The 18,763-nt window shown below is 64.5% G+C and carries 17 protein-coding genes; 8 read left to right on the forward strand and 9 right to left on the reverse strand.

Annotation, left to right across the window (positions count from 1 at the left end; translation table 11 throughout):
* Window positions 1-12 precede the first annotated feature (12 nt).
* Together CH305_RS14750 and CH305_RS14755 are read left to right on the forward strand one after the other, a co-directional pair.
* Window positions 13-3,969 carry a DNA-directed RNA polymerase subunit beta' gene (locus tag CH305_RS14750; RefSeq protein WP_032401941.1) on the forward strand — a complete coding sequence of 1,319 codons (3,957 nt, stop codon included), beginning with the start codon at window positions 13-15 and terminating at the stop codon, window positions 3,967-3,969.
* Between the two features lie 199 nt (window positions 3,970-4,168).
* Window positions 4,169-4,558 carry a VOC family protein gene (locus CH305_RS14755; protein WP_032401942.1) on the forward strand — a complete coding sequence of 130 codons (390 nt, stop codon included), beginning with the start codon at window positions 4,169-4,171 and terminating at the stop codon, window positions 4,556-4,558.
* Between the two features lie 4 nt (window positions 4,559-4,562).
* Here the strand turns inward: CH305_RS14755 and CH305_RS14760 are convergent, their stop codons facing one another.
* Entirely contained in the window at window positions 4,563-4,934 is a 372-nt protein-coding gene (locus tag CH305_RS14760; RefSeq protein ID WP_094704066.1) for a nuclear transport factor 2 family protein, read from the reverse strand.
* Between the two features lie 74 nt (window positions 4,935-5,008).
* Here CH305_RS14760 and CH305_RS14765 point away from each other — a divergent pair, with 74 nt between their 5' ends.
* Entirely contained in the window at window positions 5,009-5,506 is a 498-nt protein-coding gene (locus CH305_RS14765) for a MarR family winged helix-turn-helix transcriptional regulator (RefSeq protein ID WP_032401944.1), read from the forward strand.
* 49 nt (window positions 5,507-5,555) lie between these two features.
* Here the strand turns inward: CH305_RS14765 and CH305_RS14770 are convergent, their stop codons facing one another.
* Both CH305_RS14770 and CH305_RS14775 read right to left on the reverse strand, forming a co-directional pair.
* Window positions 5,556-5,978, reverse strand: a complete 423-nt coding sequence (locus tag CH305_RS14770) for a VOC family protein (RefSeq protein WP_094609540.1) — start codon at window positions 5,976-5,978, stop codon at window positions 5,556-5,558.
* 64 nt (window positions 5,979-6,042) lie between these two features.
* A complete protein-coding gene (locus CH305_RS14775; protein ID WP_094704067.1) occupies window positions 6,043-7,428 on the reverse strand; it encodes an MFS transporter in 1,386 nt (461 codons plus the stop codon).
* 67 nt (window positions 7,429-7,495) lie between these two features.
* Between CH305_RS14775 and soxR the strand changes: the two genes are divergently transcribed.
* Window positions 7,496-7,933, forward strand: a complete 438-nt coding sequence (gene soxR, locus CH305_RS14780; protein WP_179278300.1) for a redox-sensitive transcriptional activator SoxR — start codon at window positions 7,496-7,498, stop codon at window positions 7,931-7,933.
* Window positions 7,934-8,006: 73 nt separating this feature from the next.
* Window positions 8,007-9,620 (forward strand): alkaline phosphatase, encoded by a 1,614-nt coding sequence (locus CH305_RS14785; protein ID WP_094704068.1) that lies wholly within the window; start codon window positions 8,007-8,009, stop codon window positions 9,618-9,620.
* Window positions 9,621-9,629: 9 nt separating this feature from the next.
* Here the strand turns inward: CH305_RS14785 and CH305_RS14790 are convergent, their stop codons facing one another.
* A complete protein-coding gene (locus tag CH305_RS14790) occupies window positions 9,630-11,270 on the reverse strand; it encodes a GMC oxidoreductase (RefSeq protein ID WP_094704069.1) in 1,641 nt (546 codons plus the stop codon).
* Window positions 11,271-11,403: 133 nt separating this feature from the next.
* On the opposite strand from CH305_RS14790, the gene CH305_RS14795 reads away from it, so the two are divergent.
* Window positions 11,404-12,345 carry an endonuclease/exonuclease/phosphatase family protein gene (locus CH305_RS14795; RefSeq protein WP_179278293.1) on the forward strand — a complete coding sequence of 314 codons (942 nt, stop codon included), beginning with the start codon at window positions 11,404-11,406 and terminating at the stop codon, window positions 12,343-12,345.
* Here CH305_RS14795 and CH305_RS14800 read toward each other — a convergent pair whose 3' ends face one another.
* Window positions 12,346-12,720 carry a VOC family protein gene (locus tag CH305_RS14800; protein ID WP_094704071.1) on the reverse strand — a complete coding sequence of 125 codons (375 nt, stop codon included), beginning with the start codon at window positions 12,718-12,720 and terminating at the stop codon, window positions 12,346-12,348.
* A 39-nt stretch (window positions 12,721-12,759) separates the two neighbouring features.
* Entirely contained in the window at window positions 12,760-13,407 is a 648-nt protein-coding gene (locus CH305_RS14805; RefSeq protein WP_094704072.1) for a type 1 glutamine amidotransferase, read from the reverse strand.
* Between CH305_RS14805 and CH305_RS14810 the strand changes: the two genes are divergently transcribed.
* Window positions 13,406-14,446, forward strand: a complete 1,041-nt coding sequence (locus tag CH305_RS14810) for an MsnO8 family LLM class oxidoreductase (protein WP_373454561.1) — start codon at window positions 13,406-13,408, stop codon at window positions 14,444-14,446. The two genes, CH305_RS14805 and CH305_RS14810, sit on opposite strands and share 2 nt — an antisense overlap.
* On the opposite strand, the gene CH305_RS14815 is transcribed toward CH305_RS14810, so the two are convergent.
* On the reverse strand, window positions 14,386-15,321 hold the full coding sequence (locus CH305_RS14815) for a LysR substrate-binding domain-containing protein (protein ID WP_094704074.1): 936 nt from the start codon (window positions 15,319-15,321) through the stop codon (window positions 14,386-14,388). The genes CH305_RS14810 and CH305_RS14815 overlap by 61 nt on opposite strands.
* A 131-nt stretch (window positions 15,322-15,452) precedes the next feature.
* Here CH305_RS14815 and CH305_RS14820 point away from each other — a divergent pair, with 131 nt between their 5' ends.
* Window positions 15,453-16,775 (forward strand): NAD(P)/FAD-dependent oxidoreductase, encoded by a 1,323-nt coding sequence (locus CH305_RS14820; RefSeq protein WP_094704075.1) that lies wholly within the window; start codon window positions 15,453-15,455, stop codon window positions 16,773-16,775.
* Here the strand turns inward: CH305_RS14820 and CH305_RS14825 are convergent.
* Window positions 16,772-17,425, reverse strand: a complete 654-nt coding sequence (locus CH305_RS14825; protein WP_094704076.1) for a response regulator transcription factor — start codon at window positions 17,423-17,425, stop codon at window positions 16,772-16,774. The two genes, CH305_RS14820 and CH305_RS14825, sit on opposite strands and share 4 nt — an antisense overlap.
* The gene (locus CH305_RS14830) at window positions 17,422-18,711 is read right to left on the reverse strand and encodes a histidine kinase (RefSeq protein WP_179278294.1); all 1,290 of its coding nucleotides are present in this window, start codon (window positions 18,709-18,711) and stop codon (window positions 17,422-17,424) included. The genes CH305_RS14825 and CH305_RS14830 overlap by 4 nt, the downstream gene beginning before the upstream one ends.
* Window positions 18,712-18,763: the final 52 nt, after the last annotated feature.

The raw sequence follows: 18,763 nt of genomic DNA on the forward strand, positions 1-18,763 counted from the left end.
AAAGGAAGTTACGTGCTCGACGTCAACTTCTTCGATGAACTTCGCATTGGCCTTGCCACTGCGGACGACATCCGTCAGTGGTCCTACGGCGAGGTCAAGAAGCCGGAGACCATCAACTACCGCACGCTCAAGCCCGAGAAGGACGGCCTCTTCTGCGAGAAGATCTTCGGCCCCACTCGGGACTGGGAGTGCTACTGCGGCAAGTACAAGCGCGTCCGCTTCAAGGGCATCATCTGTGAGCGCTGTGGCGTCGAGGTCACTCGCGCCAAGGTGCGTCGTGAGCGCATGGGCCACATCGAACTGGCCGCTCCGGTCACGCACATCTGGTACTTCAAGGGTGTGCCGTCGCGTCTGGGCTACCTGCTCGACCTGGCTCCGAAGGATCTCGAGAAGATCATCTACTTCGCTGCCTACGTCATCACCACGGTCGACGACGAGCTCCGTCACAACGAGCTCTCGACGCTCGAGGCCGAGATGGAGGTCGAGAAGAAGGCCGTCGCAGATCAGCGTGACGCCGATCTCGAGGCTCGTGCGCAGAAGCTCGAAGCCGACATCGCCGAGCTCGAAGCCGAGGGTGCCAAGTCCGACGTGCGTCGCAAGGTCAAGGACGGCGGCGAGCGCGAGATGCGTCAGCTCCGTGACCGCGCGCAGCGTGAGCTCGATCGTCTCGAAGAGATCTGGACCACGTTCACCAAGCTTGCTCCCAAGCAGCTCATCGTCGACGAGCTCATCTACCGCGAGCTCATCGACCGGTACGGCGAGTACTTCACCGGTGCCATGGGTGCCGAGTCGATCCAAAAGCTCATGCAGACCTTCGACATCGATGCCGAGGCGGAATCTCTTCGCGAGACCATCCGCAGTGGCAAGGGTCAGAAGAAGCTGCGCGCGCTCAAGCGTCTGAAGGTCGTCGCTGCATTCCAGGCGGGCCGTAACTCGCCGATGGGCATGGTCCTGGACGCTGTCCCGGTCATCCCACCGGAGCTTCGTCCGATGGTGCAGCTCGACGGTGGCCGTTTCGCGACGTCCGACCTCAACGACCTGTACCGCCGCGTCATCAACCGCAACAACCGCCTCAAGCGTCTGATCGATCTCGGTGCACCCGAGATCATCGTCAACAACGAGAAGCGGATGCTGCAGGAGTCGGTCGACGCCCTGTTCGACAACGGTCGTCGTGGACGTCCGGTCACCGGACCGGGCAACCGTCCGCTGAAGTCGCTCTCCGACTTGCTCAAGGGCAAGCAGGGTCGATTCCGTCAGAACCTCCTCGGCAAGCGCGTCGACTACTCGGGCCGTTCGGTCATCGTCGTCGGCCCGCAGCTCAAGCTGCACCAGTGCGGTCTGCCGAAGCTGATGGCTCTCGAGCTGTTCAAGCCGTTCGTGATGAAGCGTCTGGTGGATCTGAACCACGCGCAGAACATCAAGTCGGCCAAGCGCATGGTCGAGCGTCAGCGTCCGCAGGTGTGGGACGTTCTCGAAGAGGTCATCGCCGAGCATCCCGTGCTGCTGAACCGTGCACCCACCCTGCACCGGTTGGGCATCCAGGCGTTCGAGCCGCAGCTCGTCGAGGGCAAGGCCATCCAGCTGCACCCGCTCGTGTGTGAGGCGTTCAACGCCGACTTCGACGGTGACCAGATGGCTGTCCACCTCCCGCTGTCCGCCGAGGCTCAGGCCGAGGCACGCGTGTTGATGCTGTCGTCGAACAACATCCTCTCGCCGGCATCGGGCCGTCCGCTCGCCATGCCGCGTCTGGACATGGTGACGGGTCTTTACCACCTGACGCGTCTCGATGCCGGTGCTGTCGGCGAGCGCGCCGACGCCAAGACCGATCACGCAGAGTTCGGGGCGTACTCCTCCCCGGCCGAGGCGCAGATGGCCGTCGACCGTGGATCGCTCACGGTGCAGTCGCAGATTCGGGTTCGTCTCACCACGCAGCGCCCGCCGCGTGAGATCGAGAACGAGCTGTTCCCCGAGGGCTGGAACCGCGGCGAGGCATGGACCGCGGAAACCACTCTGGGACGCGTGCTCTTCAACGAGCTGCTTCCGGCGGACTACCCGTTCGTCAACGAGCAGATGCCGAAGAAGCGTCAGTCGACCATCATCAACGATCTCGCCGAGCGTTACCCGATGATCGTCGTCGCGCAGACCGTCGACAAGCTCAAGGACGCAGGCTTCTACTGGGCCACGCGTTCGGGTGTCACCATCTCGATCTCCGACGTCCTCGTGCCGCCGGAGAAGCCGCAGATCATGGAGACCTTCGAGGCTCAGGCCGATCAGATCGAGAAGAAGTACCAGCGTGGCGCACTCGACAAGGTCGAGCGCAACTCCGCACTGGTCAAGATCTGGCAGGACGCAACCGAGCAGGTCGGTAAGGCCATGGAGGCCCACTTCCCCGACGACAACCCGATCCCGATGATCGTGAAGTCCGGCGCAGCCGGAAACATGACTCAGGTTCGCTCGCTCGCCGGCATGAAGGGCTTGGTGACCAACCCGAAGGGTGAGTTCATCCCGCGTCCGATCAAGTCTTCCTTCAAGGAAGGCCTTACGGTCCTCGAGTACTTCATCAACACGCACGGTGCTCGTAAGGGTCTGGCCGACACGGCGCTTCGTACCGCCGACTCGGGCTACCTGACGCGTCGTCTGGTCGACGTCTCGCAGGACGTCATCGTTCGGGAAACCGACTGTGGCACCGAGCGCGGCATCGTCACGACGATCGCCGAGAAGACCGCCGACGGCAAGATGATCCGCGACGCTCACGTCGAGACCAGCACGTACGCCCGCACCTTGGCGAACGACGCTGTCGACGAGAACGGCACGGTCATCGTCGCTCGCGGACACGATCTCGGTGACCCGGCCATCGACGCGCTGCTCGCTGCGGGCATCACGTCGGTCAAGGTTCGCTCGGTGCTCACCTGCACCACCGGAACCGGCGTCTGCGCCACTTGCTACGGCCGCTCGATGGCCACCGGCAAGCTGGTCGACATCGGTGAGGCCGTCGGTATCGTTGCCGCACAGTCCATCGGTGAGCCCGGAACCCAGCTGACCATGCGTACCTTCCACCAGGGTGGTGTCGCCGGAGATGACATCACCGGTGGTCTGCCTCGCGTGCAGGAGCTGTTCGAGGCACGTGTGCCGAAGGGCAAGGCTCCGATCGCGGACGTGTCGGGACGCATCCAGCTCGAGGACGGCGATCGTTTCTACAAGATCACCATCGTCCCGGACGATGGCGGCGAAGAGGTTGTCTACGACAAGCTCTCCAAGCGTCAGCGTCTGCGCGTTTTCAAGCACGACGACGGCACCGAGCGCCTTCTGGCGGACGGTGACCACGTCGAGGTCGGCCAGCAGCTCATGGAAGGTGCTGCCGATCCGCACGAGGTTCTGCGTGTGATGGGTCCCCGTCAGGTGCAGATCCACCTCGTCAACGAGGTCCAGGAGGTGTACCGGTCGCAGGGTGTGTCGATTCACGACAAGCACATCGAGACGATCGTGCGCCAGATGCTCCGTCGCGTGACGATCATCGACAGCGGCTCCACCGAATTCCTGCCCGGTTCACTCACCGAGCGCAGCGAATTCGAGTCGAGCAACCGTCGTGTCGTCTCCGAGGGTGGCGAGCCCGCAGCCGGACGTCCGGTCTTGATGGGTATCACCAAGGCGTCGCTGGCCACCGACTCGTGGCTGTCGGCAGCGTCCTTCCAGGAGACCACTCGTGTGCTCACCGATGCGGCGATCAACTGCCGCAGCGACAAGCTCATAGGTCTCAAGGAGAACGTCATCATCGGTAAGCTCATCCCGGCTGGTACCGGCATCAACCGGTACCGGAACATCACGGTGCAGCCGACCGAAGAGGCGCGTGCCGCGGCATACGCGGTGCCGTCGTACGACGATCAGTACTACAGCCCGGACGGCTTCGGCCAGGGAACCGGCGCTGCAGTGCCGCTCGACGACTACGGATTCTCCAACGAATACCGCTAGAGCGACTTCGTCGCACGTGAGCGGCTGAGTTGTGGGTCGTTCCGCAGGCTCCACTCCTGCCTCGTAGCCCACTACGAGTTTCCGCTCACGACGACGTAGCCAGCAGACAAAGCCCCGCATCGACTTCGGTCGGTGCGGGGCTTTGTTGTTGTGACTCTGGGAGCGATGAGTTTTCGATGCGCCTCGAGTCGTTACCGGTATGACCAACCAAACATCCAGCTCTATCGTGAACATCGGCGTGGCCATGTTCTCCGTGGCCGATCAGGATGCGGCTCTCGATTTCTACTCACGTGTGCTCGGGTTCGAGGTCCGCGGTGATTCGCGTTTCGGCCCCGAGGGCGAGTACCGGTGGCTGGAGGTGGCACCGCCCGGTTCGACCGCGCGGCTCGCCCTCAACCCGCCGATGGGAGGCACGCCCGGCGGTGGGTCCATCGGTGTCGAGACAGCTGATGTCGCGTCCGAGCATGCGCGGCTCAGCGCACTCGGCGGCGTCGATCTCGACGACTTGATGGAAGAAGTGGACGGCGTACCGCCCATGTTTGCGCTGCGAGATCCCGACGGCAACTCGGTGTGGGTCGTACAAGCCTGACGGGTCAGCCGGGCTGTTTCTGATCAACGAACGTGTACAGCTCGGCGATCGTGCCGTCCTTGACGACGGCGAAGTCCTGGCCGGTGACGACGGCCGGGGCGTCGGGTGGTGAGAGTGCCCAGGAGATGCGGGCAACGTCGCCCAGCGCGGCGGGTTCGACGGTGACGGAGAAGGACAGGCCTGCGGAGTCCGCGAGGAGTGCGGTGATCGCGTCGATGACGGCTTCGCGTCCGGTCGCGGTGTTCTCGGCGTCGTAGAACACCGCGTCCGGGTGGTACATAGCTTCGATCAGCTCGCGTCGTCGTACGGCGTCGGTGGCGTTGAACACCTCGACGACGTTGCGACGTACCAACTCGGTATGAGACGTGCGATCCATTTGTGCCCCTAAGGTTGGTTATCGGGGTCTACTGCGTCTGCACCCCGGATCAAGCATCTCAGAAAGAACATGACATGTCACGTAATCGTTCGACGGCCGACTCTCCCTGGCTGACGCCGTCCCAGGAATCGGCGTGGCGCGCCTACATGGGGCTGTCGCTGCAGATGACCTTCGAGATGAACCGCCAGCTGACCGAGGATCACGGTCTATCCCTGGCCGACTACTCGGTGCTCGTCGCGCTGGCGGACAGTCCCGATGGACGTCGCCGGGTGACCGACCTGGCCGCCGAGATCGGCTGGGAGCGCAGCAGGGCCTCTCACCACCTCGCCCGGATGTCCGCACGAGGGCTGACCGATCGCACGGTCTCGACTACCGACGCGCGCGCCACCGATGCAGTTCTCACCGAAGCAGGCAGGGCAGCTCTGGACGCGTCGGCAGCGGGTCACGTCGACGTGGTGCGTCGATTGTTCTTCGACGGGCTTGCACCCGACGAAGTCTCCACTCTCGAATCGATTCTCACGCGTCTGCGTGACCACATCCGAATCAACGGGACACTGCCTCAACCGCAGTGACTGCCCCGACCGCAGCGACGACCTCCACCTCGGACTACGACAACGTCGTTCATCCGTGGTGACAGACAGCCTCGAGGTCTATGCCGTTGAGGTCCCGCACGAAAGATCCGTAGTACGTCGCGTGGTATTCGGGCTGTAGTCCTGGAGGTCGGAGTTCGATCGCTCCTGCCGACAGCGCTGCGGTGTGGAAGGCATCGACCGTCGCGCGGTCCGGGGCACTGAACGCGAGATGGGTGTGCGGTCCGACAGCCGACCCCGGGGCGTCGACGATCCAGAAGAAGGGCTTCACTTCCTCCCAACCGAAGGCGATCATGGCGAGCTGGTTCGCCTCGGGGGTGTGCGGTACTCGCATGATCTCGGTGATCCCGAGCGGTGCGAGTGCAGCGCCGTAGAACTCGGCGCTGGCGGCGAGATCGGCGACGCCGATGTTGAGGTGGTCGATTTGGGATCCTGTGCGGTCGGTGTTCGTCATGACTGTGAGCTTCGTCGAGATCGCGGACGGCTTCGGTCCTGAATCGGATGGATCCGCCCCGCACCTATGCCCGCTGCGATCGCGCCGCCGCTGCCACGCCGATCAGTGCCACGGCTGCGAAGGTGAACAGCAGCAACTGAGCCGATCGCAGCGTCGACGATTCCCCGAGGTTCACCAGCACTCCCGCAAGGGCTGCGCCGAAAGCGTTGGCTATCAGTTGGACGGTATTGATGGCGGCCGAGGCTCGTGCGCCTTCGCCCGGTTCGGTGACCGATGTCATGGCACCCACCGCCAGGTGCGGCCATGCGATTCCTATTCCTACTCCCGCAATGATCAGGCCCACCACCCACACGGTGATCAGGCCGGTACCTGCTCGATCGGTGAGAAACGTTGCCATGGTGCACAATCCGACAGCGACGAGTATCGGTCCGCCGATGACGATGCGTCGTACGATGTGCGGAGCCGTGGCCGACGCGCTCGGTATCTCGCCGAGAGTCCAGCCCAATGCCAGTGCGGCTCCGAGGAATCCGGCCGCCAACGGTGCCAATCCGGCAAGTCGTTGGCCGAACAGTGGGATGAACGTTTCCACTGTCGATGCAACGGCGAGGACGACGATGGTCAGGTACACCCATTTCAGGGACGACGCGCTGAAGGTCGACGGCGGGAGGACGCCGTACCGTGCGCGACGGTCCGCTGCGACGAAGGCGATCAGCAGCAGCACTCCTGCCGCAACCATGGCTGCAGTGATCGCGAGACTCGGCATCACGCCGGCCACGCTCACCAGCAGTGCGGCCGTGGTCAGCAGGGTCAGCGACCATGTCGGTACCGGGCTGGAGTCGGTGGGCTCGCTGGTGTGGGCGGGAAGCGCCTTGGGGACGAGGGTGGCCACCGCGAGTGCTGCGACGACGAGCACCCCGAAAGCCCACCGCCAGGCTTCGAATTGAGCGAATATGCCACCGATCGCCGGGCCTGCGAACGTTCCCACGCCCCACATGGCGGAGACCAGCGCAGCTCCGCGAGTCCAGAGATGCTGCGGCAGAGCTGCATTGATGACGGCGTAACCGAGTCCGGCCAGTAGTCCACCTCCCGAACCCTGGATCGTACGGCCCACCAGTAGGAGTTCCATCGTGGGGCTGACGGCGCACACAACGGTTCCGAGAGCGAAGATCGTCAGGCCGATGAGGTATGCACCGCGAGGTCCGCGGGCAGCCAGAACATTGCTGACCAGCATCGAGGAGATGACCGACGCAATCAGGAAAACCGTTGCGGTCCAGGCGTAGTAGCGTTGGCCGCCGATCTCGTCGATGGCCGTGGGCAGCAGGCTCGTGGTGAGATAGACGTTCGTGGCGTACAGCGCTACGCCGCCGGCGAGGACAGTTGCGGTGCCGACGTAGCGGGCGCTGAGCAACTGTCGCCAGGTTCCGGTCGTGGGTTCGGTGGAGGGGTACATGATGACGAAGGTTAGAATCTGAAGTGCACTTCAGGTCAAATCGATGGACTCGCTGGGAGGCAGCATGATCCGGATCAGCGATGAGTTGCTCTCGATCGGTGAGGTCGCGGCCAGAACCGGTGCCGCGGTGTCCGCGGTCCGGTACTACGAGACCCTCGGGCTCGTTCCCGCCGAGCGGACGGCCGGCAACGTACGAAAGTTCCCCCGTCACGCGATTCGGCGGATCTCGCTGATTCAGGTGGCGGTGCGGTTCGGAATACCGCTTTCCGAGGTGGCCGAGGTCTTTGCGTCCCTGCCGTCGGGCCGCACCCCGAACAAACGTGACTGGGCAAAGATCTCGGCGGCATGGAACCAGAGGCTGGAGGATCGCAAGCAGTCGATTGCGCGGATGCAGGAGGAACTGACCGGCTGCATCGGTTGTGGATGTCTTTCGCTCAGCAAGTGCACCTTGCTCAACCCCGGCGACGAGCTGGGCAAGGCGGGCCCAGGAGCTCGACGCATCTGAAGGCCGCATCGTGTTCACCTCTGTGTCGAGTCGATGACGGGCGCAGTTTGCCCGGGCACGACAGTCTCGACCAATGGTGAGACGGGGTAATGAGATTCGGATCGGTCAGGACATCTCCTTGCGGGCGGGGGCCACGCGCCGACAGTTTCTGACGTGGAGTGCGTTGGTAGGGGCGCTCGCCTTCACTCCTGGACTCGCGGGAACCACGGCGCACGCACAGTCCGTCGTGACCCCCGACTACCCCTTCCGTCTCGGCGTGGCCTCCGGGGATCCATTGCCCGATTCGGTGGTGCTGTGGACCAGGCTCGCCACCGATCCCTTTGCGCCGGTGGGCGGAATGACGCCTGGCGTGGTGCCGGTGCGGTGGCAGATTGCGGCCGACGAGCAATTCGCACACATGAGCCGTGAGGGCATCGAGCTCGCCACCGAGTTCGACGGCTGGTCGATTCACGTCGACGTCCGCGGGCTGGAGCCGGCCCGCGAATACTTCTATCGCTTCCTCGTCGGCCCACACGCGAGCCCGGTCGGACGTACCAAAACTGCGCCGGCAGTGGGTCAGTCGCTGAGCAAGCTCGATTTCGCCTGGGCGTCGTGCCAGAAATGGGAGGACGGGTTCTTCGGCGCTTACCAGGACTTGGCGGCCTCGAATCTCGACGTGGTGTTCTTTCTGGGCGACTACATATACGAGTACGCGATCAAGGACGAGGGTGCACGAAAGGGCGAGCCACGTACCGAGTCGGCGGCTCGAGAAACCATGGTGCTCAGCGACTATCGCGACCGATACGCGATGTACAAGGCAGACCAGAACCTGGCTGCCGCGCATGCGTCGGCACCGTTCGTCTCGACGTTCGACGACCATGAAGTGGACAACAACTGGGCCTCGCAGATCAGTCAGGACGACGACGATCCGCGAGAGTTCCTGTTGCGCAGAGCCGATGCGTTCAAGGCGTGGTGGGAGAACACTCCGGTGCGCGCAAATCTGAAGCCCGTCGGCCCGGACATGAAGGTCTATCGACGGTTCTCGTTCGGTGATCTGGTGGACTTCTCGGTACTGGACACCCGGCAGTACCGCAGCGATCAGGCGCACGGAGACGGCGAGCATGCTCAGGATGCCGAGACGGCCGATCCGTCGCGCACCATCACCGGTGCGGCACAGGAACAATGGATCCTCGACGGGTTCGCGTCACCGTCGAAGTGGAACTTTCTGGCGCACCAGACTGTTATCGCCGACCTTGCTCGGGGACAGGGCAACGATCGCAAGGTCGGCATGGATCCATGGAGCGGGTACGAGGCCTCGCGTCATCGCATTCTCGACGGAGCCAGGGATCGCGGCACGAAGAACGTGGCGTCGATCGTCGGTGACATTCACCGCACGATCGTGTCGGAACTGCGTCGCGATTACCAGGATCAAGTGTCGCCGATCCAAGGTGTCGAGATCGCGACCACATCCATAGCGTCGGGCAAGGACGGTGCCGATGTCGACTCCACCGGAGCCGCCATCGCCGACGGTTCGCCGCATGTGAAGTACGGCAACGCTCGTCGGGGCTATCTTCGCAGCACGCTGACCAACACCGAATGGCGTTCGGAGGTAAGGGTTCTCGACCGCGTTACCGAACCGGGCGCATCGGTGCGAACCGCAGCAACGGTCACCGTCCCCGAAGGCCGCCCCGACATTCAGCTGAGCTAGCGCCCGTTCTCAGCGCCCGTCGGCGATGATCTGTGCGACGTTGCGTTCGGCCAGTGCGGTGATGGTCAATGACGGGTTGGCCGCTCCGGTGCTTCCCGGGATCAGTGCACCGTCGACGACGTAGAGACCGGGGTGACCCTTCACGCGGCCGTAGTCGTCGGTGGCGTCGCCCAGTACCGCGCCGCCGAGGGGATGGGCGGTGAAGGTGTCGTCGACGTCACGGGTGAACGGTTCGGCTGCGACGATGGTGCCGCCGGCCTGCGCCATCCGATTCTGCACTGCGCGTAGGGCTTCGACGGTGTCGCGGCTGCCACCCTTGGGCCAGTTCAGGGTCAATTTGTTTGCGGCGGAATCGAATCCGAAGTTTCCGCGCAGTGGGTCGATGGTCATGCCGAGGGATCCGATGAATCCGAGGTTCACGGGAACGCCCGGCACGTACCAGTTCTCGACGGTCAGGGGCAGCCCGGAGTCGTCGACGATGCGGGATGCGCAGGGCGCACCCTGCGGTCCGGCGGACATCGGCCCGAGCGACCGCGTCATCGAGGCGTCGCCGTTGGTACCCCAGCCGGTGCCGACGAACTCGTTGAGATTCGCCAGTGCTCCGGTGGTGCGGGCGCGCATCAGCAGTTCGGTGGTACCGATGGATCCGGCCCCGAGAACGAGGGTGTCGCATGTGACGGTGCGAGTCTCGACGACGTTGCCGAACGGGTCGAGGCGTTCGATCTCGACGCGGTAGCGGCCGCCGGATTCGGTGCCGATCGCCGCGACGCGGTGGCTGTGACAGACGGCCGCGCGTCCGGTGGCCTCTGCCTGGGGGATGTAGTTCTGCGTCAGGTCGTGCTTGGCACCGTTGGAGTTGCCGAACGTGCTCGCGCCGACGGTCGCGGACGGCCGAGACCGGCCGGCGATCTCGTCGCGCACGATGTTCCAGTTCCAGTTGCCGTCGACCGCTTCCGGGGTGAATCCTGCCCGTCGGGCGTGGTCGTCCCAGGTGCGCGAGTGCGCGAAGTTCGGGCTGTTGTACACGTCCTCGGGCATCGCCGACGGCCGGAGCATCGAACGGGCCTTGGGGTACCAGGTGGCGGCCATCTCGTCGTAGCTCAGGCGTCCGCCGAAGGAGAGGTCGAAGAATTTCTTGTCCGGTGCGATGGTCACACCGGTGTACACGATCGAGCCGCCGCCGACGGCCGCTCCGCGCCACACCGAGAGGTTCTCGTAGCGGGTGGTGTCGAGGACTCCGCCGAAGAGGTCGACCGGTCCGACGGGCATGCCGGTGATGTTGGTGAACGAGCTCTGCTGCCACAGACCGCGTCCGTCGGCGGTCATGTCGGCGGTGAAGATCTCGCGCCAGGGGTCTCGTGGCCAGCGCAGTCCGCGCTCGAGCACGGTCACCTGGGTGCCGGCCTGGGCCATACGCAGCGCGGCGGCGCTGGCACCGAATCCGGAGCCGACCACGATGACGGACGAGTGGTCCGGTGGGCGCGGCGGGTCCGCGAACAGTTCGGGAACGAGTGACCGGATTCGGTCGGCACCGAGGGGGAGTGCGCCGGCGGGGGCGGAACCCGGCAGGCCGGCGGAGCTCAGGGCCGGAGCGGCGGCAGCGCCGAGCATTCCGGCAGCGGCCAACCGCAGCAATTGCCTTCGGTTCACGGAAAGTCCCCCTACTTGACTCACGGACAGCGTTGTCGATTCTGTCGTGTTTGCCGCGAGAAAGCGAACGGTTCGGTCGGTCTCGAGGATGCTTCCCAGCTCGGCCTCAGGTTTGCCTGTCAGACTTCCGCTCATGGTTTCGGCTTCGGTGGCTCTGTTGTTGCTTGTCACGGCGGTGGTCGGCATCGCGGCGCACCTCCTCGACTCGCGAGGACAGGGGATGCTCGTGGCCGCTGCGTTGGCACATGTCCTCATGCTCGCCGCCGTGCCCGGCACCGTGGTCGCAGGTTTCGCGTTCGGTTGGTGGGGTGTGGCGGCCGGCGCGGCGATAATGGCGAGCGCCGCCGCAACGCAGATGCCCCTACTGCGGCGAAGATCGACAACGAACTCCGACGCCTCGATTCTGACAGTGCTGCATGCCAACATCTGGCTGGGGCAGGCCGATCTCGACGCGGTGGTCGCGCTGGTCGACGAGCACCGCCCCGATGTGTACACCCTCGTCGAGTTGACGCCCGAGGCGGACGCGCAACTTCGCCCCAGGCTCGCGGGGTCGTTGCCGCATGCGTACGTGAGCGCTGCCGCGGGCGGCGACGGAACCGGCATCTACAGCCGGTTCCCGCTCGTGGACCAGCAGCGCCACGACGGCTTCGTGACCGAGTTGCTCTCGGCGCGAGTGGAGATGCCGGGCCGCCCGCTCGTGTTCGCGGTGCATCCCGTGCCGCCGTGGCCGCGGGAACCGTCCGAATGGGTCCGCGAGCTGGGGCTGCTGCGGCAATTGCTGGCCAAGATTCCCGCAGACGACGGTCCCGTGGTGGTGGCGGGCGATTTCAATGCGACGCAGGATCATCGGCGATATCGAGACCTGCAGGACGGGCGTTTCGTCGATGCCGCGGTGGCCACCGGAGCCGGCATGCTCAGGACGTACCCGGCGCACACCTGGCACCCGTCAGTCATTGCCATCGATCACGTTCTGGTGGCCGACATGGCGGTGCGTTCGGTCGAGGCCGTGACGATTCCCGGCTCCGACCACCGCGGCATCCTGGCTCGGCTGGCCTTCGGTCCCAGTCAGCCCTGATCAGGGCTGCGCGGGCAACTGCTGCACCGACCACTTGTTGCCGTCGGGGTCGGCGAAGTACACGAACGTGCCCCAGCCCTCGTCCTTGGGCGGGTCGATGGTCAGTCCGGCCGTGGTGAGGTGTTCGTAGGCGTCCTGGACGCTCTCCACGACCATCAGGATTCCGGCTCCCTTGCCCGGTTCGGCATCGGTGATGTTCTCGCCGATCGCGATGGAACACGCCGAGCCCGGGGGAGTGAGCTGGACGTACCGGATGCCGTCCCAGGGCCGAGCATCGTGGTCGGCGTTGAAGCCGATCGAGACGTAGAAGTCCTTGGCGCGGTCCACGTCGGTGACGGCGAGGGTGACGAGTTCGATCTTCATGGTGAGGTTCATGAAGCAATGATGAGCGCCATTGCGGACATGTTCGGTCCGCTATGTCGCCTCGTCGAAGAATGTTCCGAGAATTCTTCGTCCGTCCTCGGCGACGCGACCGAGGACCTGTGCGTTCGGTGCCGTTCCCGCAGGCATGTGTGCGTCGAGCATCGTTTGTTCGGCAGGTGTGAGCTCGACGTGGAACTGCAGGCCGAGACCGCTGCCGAACCGGAACGCCTGATTGCGGTAGAGATTCGAGCTCGCGAGGAGCACCGCCCCGGCGGGCAGGTCGAACGTATCGGTATGCCAGTGCACCACCGAGACCGAATCTGCTCCGAAGAGCGATACACCGGCATCGGTAGCGGTGACCTCTCCGGCACCCAGCTCCGCCACAGGACCCCGGTACACCGCACATCCCTGCGAGGCCGCGAGTAGTTGCGCACCGAGACACACCCCGAGCACGGGAATGTTCCGGCGCAGACACTCGGCAATCAGTTCCCGTTCGGTCCGCACGTGAGGGTGAGCGACATCGCCCCACGCGTCCATGGGTCCGCCCATCACGATCAACCCCGTGACCGCATCGGCTGTGGGCAACGAGTCCCCACTTCCCACCGCGGCCACCGTGTACTCGATTCCGCGCTCGGCCATGATCGTCCCGATCAGCGCCGGACCCTCGACATCGACGTGCGTCAACACCCACCAACTCATGACGAGAAATATGCCCGACGCCCCGGCGGTTGTCCTAGCTGTGCTGCTTTCCCTTCTCGACAGATCCCGCACTCGATCCGGTACGGACGACGCCTCGGCGCTGCGTCATACCATCGAACGGGCGGTGCACGCGGAGAAGACAGGGCTGCATCGGTTCTGGGTGGCCGAGCATCACGGTGTACCCGGCATCGCGTCCGGCGCTCCGGCGGTACTGGCTGCGGCGGTGGCGTCGCACACCTCACGCATCCGCGTCGGATCCGGGGGAGTGATGCTGCCCAACCATCAGCCTCTGATCGTTGCCGAGCAATTCCTGATGTTGGAGTCCCTCTTTCCCGGCCGGATCGATCTCGGCGTCGGCCGTTCGCTCGGGTTCACCGAACCGGTACGCGCAGCTCTACGCAGCGCGCACGCCGATACCTTCGATACCGACATCGCCGAATTGCGTTCGTATCTGGACGGTTCGGCATCGGTGACCGCGCGCCCCGTCGCCGCGCCTCCGCCGGTGTTCGTTCTCGCGACCGGTGCCGGCCTCGAGGTTGCCGCCCGCGCCGGTCTTCCGGTCGTCGTCGGTGGACCGGTGTTGCACAAGACCGACCCATTGGCGATGTATCGCAAGAGTTTTCGACCCTCGCCCGCCAATCCTGAACCGTATGTGATCATCTCGCTCGACGTGACGATCACAGCCGATACCGCCGACGCGCGCAGGCTCGCGTTGCCGGAGGCGTGGGCCATGGCCAGGTCGCGGCGAGAGGGTGAATTTCCGGCTCTGGAGCCGGCGTCGGCCATCGACGACTCGCAGTGGACGCCGCGGACGAGGGGCCGCATCGAGGACTCGCTCGCGTCGACGATTCTCGGCACCGCGGGGGAGGTGCGTCCGCGGCTGGAGGAGTTGATCGATCGCACGGGCGCGAACGAGATCATGGCTTCGACATCGACGTACGATCGCGCCGAGTTGTTCGACGCGGACGCCGCTTTCGCTCAGCTCGCCGCTGTCTTGGGTTCAACAGGTGTCGTGGGTTCAACAGGTGCCGTCGGCTGAACCGGTGCCGTCGCCGCCAGGGCTGCCACGAGGTCGCGTTGGACGTCGGTGACTGGCTCGGTGGCGTCGACCACCGCCGAGACCGGTAGTTGCAGTCTTCGGTCGGCCTCGGTGCGGAAGACGAGACCGGTCTTGGGAGTGCTGTCGGCGGTGCTGGCGTACAGAATCGTCCAACACTGCGGATGGTTGAGCAGTTCGGCGCTTGCGGTGTGATCCGATGCGACAGGCGGCCCGAACGTCAGTGGAAGCCCGCTGCGTTTCATCTCGCGTTCGATCACCCGGTGCAGCAGGATCTGTTCGCTGCGTTTGGGCAGCAGTAGCGGGTAGTCGGCGAGTTGGCTCAGGCTCGGATTGTCCTCGCCGGCCAGCGGATGACCCTCGGCGAGCGCAACGACGAGGTCCTCGGTCCACAGTTCGGTCACGTGCAGTCCCGAACGTTCGACGCTGCCGCGGATGAGCGCCACCTGACAGTCTCCGGACGTCACCGCTTCGATCTGTTCTGCGAATCGTTTCAGCACGAAGTCGATCTCGGCGTCGGGATGGTGTTCGCGTACCGAGACGATGGCGGCGATGGCGTTCGCGGCGAAGGTCATGTTTCCGGTGAGGCGTAGTTGGTTTCGGCGGCGCGCCGTCAATGCCAGGGCGGCTTGCTCGAGCTCCACCATGTGCCGCGCGATGGAGACCAATTGTGCTCCCACAACGGTCAATCGAACGACGCGTGAGGTTCGCTCGAACAGCGGCTCGCCGATTTCTCGTTCCAGCTTGCCGATCTGCAGACTGATCGCGGACTGCGAGACGTAGCAGCGCTCGGCGGCACGCGAGAAGTTCAGTTCTTCCCCGACCGCGAGGAAGTACTTCAGCTGTCGCAGTTCCACGCGCGTCTCCAATCATGAGTTCTACTCATGGATGCTATTCCAACTTTCGCGTTGATAGACCACCGAGGTCGGAGTTTCATGGAGGTAGTTCTTCGTTTGGGAAAGGACTTGGGCTCAGAAAGGGATGTGCTGTGAAAACGTACGACGTCGTCATCGTGGGATCGGGATTCGGAGCGTTGGCTGCTGCCAAGTCTCTGGGCAAGGCCGGTGTGACGTTCTCGCTCATCTCCAGCACCACCGAGCACCTCTTTCAGCCGCTGCTCTACCAGGCCGCAACCGGAATGCTCTCGACGGGTGAGATCGCCCCGCCGATCCGACGCATCCTCGCGCAGTACGACTCCGCCGACGTTCGTCTGGGTCGCGTCGTCGACGTCGATCCCGAGGCGCACCAGGTCACCTACATCGGTGCCGGGCAGAGCCACACCATCGGCTTCGGTCGGCTCATCGTCGCAACGGGTGCCACGCAGGCGTACTTCGGTCGCGACGAATTCAAGGACCGCACGTTCGCGCTCAAGACCGTGGACGACGCGATAGCGCTCCGTGAGCAGATCCTGAGCTGCTACGAGACTGCGCACATGACGACCGATCCCGCCGCCCGCAAGGAGCTGTTGAGCTTCGTCGTCGTCGGTGCAGGCGCGACGGGCGTCGAATTGGCCGGCCAGATCAGGGATCTCGCGCACCGCTACTTCGCCGGCTCGTTCCCCGACATCGAACCGGGCGACGTCACGGTCACCCTCGTCGACGGTGTGAAGGAAGTATTGCCCGCATTCGGCGGCAAGCTCAGCGCGTACGCCCGCACGAAGCTCGAGAGGTCGGGCGTCGACGTCGTCACCGGGGCCATGGTCACCGACATCGCCGACGACGTCGTGACGGTGCAGGACGTCGACACCAAGACGTCGCGTACCTACCCGGCCAAGACCGTCATCTGGTCGGCCGGCGTTCAGGCGAGCGAGTTGGCGGCCACGATCGCCGAGCGGACCGGATGCGAAACCGACCGTGCCGGACGCCTTCTCGTACACGAGGATCTGACGGTCGGCTCCGCGAAGGACATCTACGCGATCGGCGACGTGACGTCGTTGAACAAGCTCCCCGGACAGTCACCCGTGGCGATGCAGCAGGGCAGGCACGTCGCGAAGATGATCATCGGGAAGGTCGACGCCGGGACGCCGTTCAAATACACCGACAAGGGCAGCATGTCGATCGTCGGCCGATTCAGTGCTGTGGCACGGCTGTTCGGCAAGGTCGACATGTCCGGGCCCATCGCCTGGCTCATGTGGCTCGCGGTGCACCTGATGTACCTGGTCGGCTTCCGAAACCGCTACGTTGCAGTGGTGTCGTGGATGACCTCGTACATCGGCGACAAGCGACCACACTTCCAGTACACCGACCACTCGGCCTCGCTGGTCGAGCGCGCCGGTGAGGCTGCGGATGACGAGGAACGAAAGGCAGCCTAGCTGTTCACCAGGCCGTTGCGGTAGGCCCAGATAACCACGTGGACTCGGGTGTTGACGTCGAGTTTGCGACAGATGTTCCCGACGTGAGTTTTCACCGTGCTCTGTTCGAGGTGCAGGGCCCGGGCAATCTCGTTGTTGCCCAGGCCCTGCGCCAACAGTTGCACCACTTCCATTTCGCGCAGACTCAGATCATGTTGCGGTGCAACGGAAGTAGGTGGACGCGGGGTGCCCCGGCGGGCGAACTCCGTCATCAGACGCGGAGTCAGGCGGGGTGAGAGCACCGCACCGCCGCCGGCCACGGTGACCACCGCGTCGGCGAGCTCGTCCGGATCGGTGTCCTTGAGCAGAAAGCCGGATGCACCGCTGTCGAGCGCCGCGAACACGTACTCGTCGAGGTCGAACGTGGTGACGACGATGATTCGGATGGTGTCGAACCGCGCCAGAATCTCCCGTGTTGCGGTCAGTCCGTCTCCGTTCGGCATCCTGATGTCCATCAGTACGACGTCGGGGCGAAGGTCCGTAACCTGTTGCACGGCATGCTTTCCCGAGGTTGCGTGTCCGACGACGTGGATGTCGGGATGGCCGGCCAGGAACAGCTCGAATCCCTGTCGAACCACGGGCTGATCGTCGGCGATCAGGACGGTGATCATGCCGGCACCTCGAGCGGCCGGGAGATCTTTCCGTTGACAGGCAGCCGAGCGCGTACGGACCATGCCGTTCCGTCGGCCGACAATCCGGCGTCGAGGGTTCCTCCGAGCAGTGCGGCTCGCTCCTGCATTCCCGGGATGCCGAAACCCTGCCCCGCCGATTCACGCCGGCCGGAGGCGTCCGAGGTGATCGTGTTGCTGACGGTCACCTCGATGACCGACGAACGATCGGATACCTGCACGGTCACATCGCAGTTGGGCGCATGGCGTCGGGCATTGGACAACGCCTCCTGAACGATGCGGTAGCACGTCAATTGCACAGCGCTGTCGGTGTCGCCTGTGTCTCCGGCGGTGTTTACCCCGATGTCTACCGCGATGGACGCGAACGACATTCGTGATTGCTCGATCAGACCGGGGATGTCGGCGATCATCGGCTGCGGTGCGCTGTTGTTCCCATGTCCGTCGTCGGTGGTGCTCGGGCGCAGGATGCCGACGATCTGGCGCAGGCTGTCGAGGGTGCGCTGGCCGTGTCCGATTGCACCGGTGAGCAGTTTGCGTGCCTGCTCGGGGTCGCTCGTGATGAGAGTCTTGGAAGCCTTGGCTTGGATGAGCATTCCGGTCAGGTGGTGGGCAGCGACGTCATGGAGCTCGCGAGCCATGGTTCTTCGTTCGTTGTCGAGTGCCGCATCCAGTTGTTGCCGGTGTTCGAGTTCGGCTCGGTCCAGTGCCGCCTCGTTCTCGAGTTCCTGGGTCCGGTTGCGCGCGATGTACTTTCCGAGGGCGATGAGCACCGTGTAGTTGATGATCAGATTCGCCACCTGCTCGGCCACCACGCCGATCGTTCCACCGGGGCCTGCTGTGGCATCCGGAAAGGACAGACGGGTGTCGACGCTGACGGCGATTTCGAGGATCAGCCCGACTGTGAGGGGTGCGAACAGGCGTAGCCCGGTCACCCGAATTGCCAACGCGGCGATGGCAAACCAGTACAGCGGGGTGAATCCGAGAGTGCGGTCGGGCAGAACCAGAATCAGCGCCACACTGATGGCTACCACCGTCAGATAGGACGTGACGGGAAACGACCGGCGTGCACACGTCACAGCAGTCATAGCGATGATGGCAACGACACTCACCGCGATCAGGGCTGGGCTGCCGACGAGTTCGTCCCTGGTGTCACCGACCATGCCCGTGGAGAGCTGAAACCCGGCATAGACAACGGTGGCAAGCAGCATTTCGATCGGCAGTACGGCGGGATTGAGCGGCCGCCACGCGGGTCTGAACCTGCGCAGCATCGTGGAACCAGCTAGCATCGTGGAACCAGCCGGCACCCGCGAACCTCCCAGC

This window comes from Rhodococcus sp. 15-649-2-2 (assembly GCF_002258645.1).
GTDB lineage: Bacteria > Actinomycetota > Actinomycetes > Mycobacteriales > Mycobacteriaceae > Rhodococcoides.

What these genes read in the sequence shown, in the direction of transcription:
- CH305_RS14805 (WP_094704072.1), bottom strand. Translation starts at nt 13,407, where the DNA reads ATGAGTTGGTGGGTGTTGACGCACGTCGATGTCGAGGGTCCGGCGCTG.
- CH305_RS14785 (WP_094704068.1), top strand. Translation starts at nt 8,007, where the DNA reads ATGGTGAGACGGGGTAATGAGATTCGGATCGGTCAGGACATCTCCTTG.
- CH305_RS14760 (WP_094704066.1), bottom strand. Translation starts at nt 4,934, where the DNA reads ATGGATCGCACGTCTCATACCGAGTTGGTACGTCGCAACGTCGTCGAG.
- CH305_RS14775 (WP_094704067.1), bottom strand. Translation starts at nt 7,428, where the DNA reads ATGTACCCCTCCACCGAACCCACGACCGGAACCTGGCGACAGTTGCTC.
- CH305_RS14770 (WP_094609540.1), bottom strand. Translation starts at nt 5,978, where the DNA reads ATGACGAACACCGACCGCACAGGATCCCAAATCGACCACCTCAACATC.
- CH305_RS14825 (WP_094704076.1), bottom strand. Translation starts at nt 17,425, where the DNA reads ATGATCACCGTCCTGATCGCCGACGATCAGCCCGTGGTTCGACAGGGA.
- CH305_RS14795 (WP_179278293.1), top strand. Translation starts at nt 11,404, where the DNA reads ATGGTTTCGGCTTCGGTGGCTCTGTTGTTGCTTGTCACGGCGGTGGTC.
- CH305_RS14800 (WP_094704071.1), bottom strand. Translation starts at nt 12,720, where the DNA reads ATGAACCTCACCATGAAGATCGAACTCGTCACCCTCGCCGTCACCGAC.
- CH305_RS14765 (WP_032401944.1), top strand. Translation starts at nt 5,009, where the DNA reads ATGTCACGTAATCGTTCGACGGCCGACTCTCCCTGGCTGACGCCGTCC.
- CH305_RS14810 (WP_373454561.1), top strand. Translation starts at nt 13,406, where the DNA reads ATGACGAGAAATATGCCCGACGCCCCGGCGGTTGTCCTAGCTGTGCTG.
- CH305_RS14830 (WP_179278294.1), bottom strand. Translation starts at nt 18,711, where the DNA reads ATGCTGCGCAGGTTCAGACCCGCGTGGCGGCCGCTCAATCCCGCCGTA.
- CH305_RS14755 (WP_032401942.1), top strand. Translation starts at nt 4,169, where the DNA reads ATGACCAACCAAACATCCAGCTCTATCGTGAACATCGGCGTGGCCATG.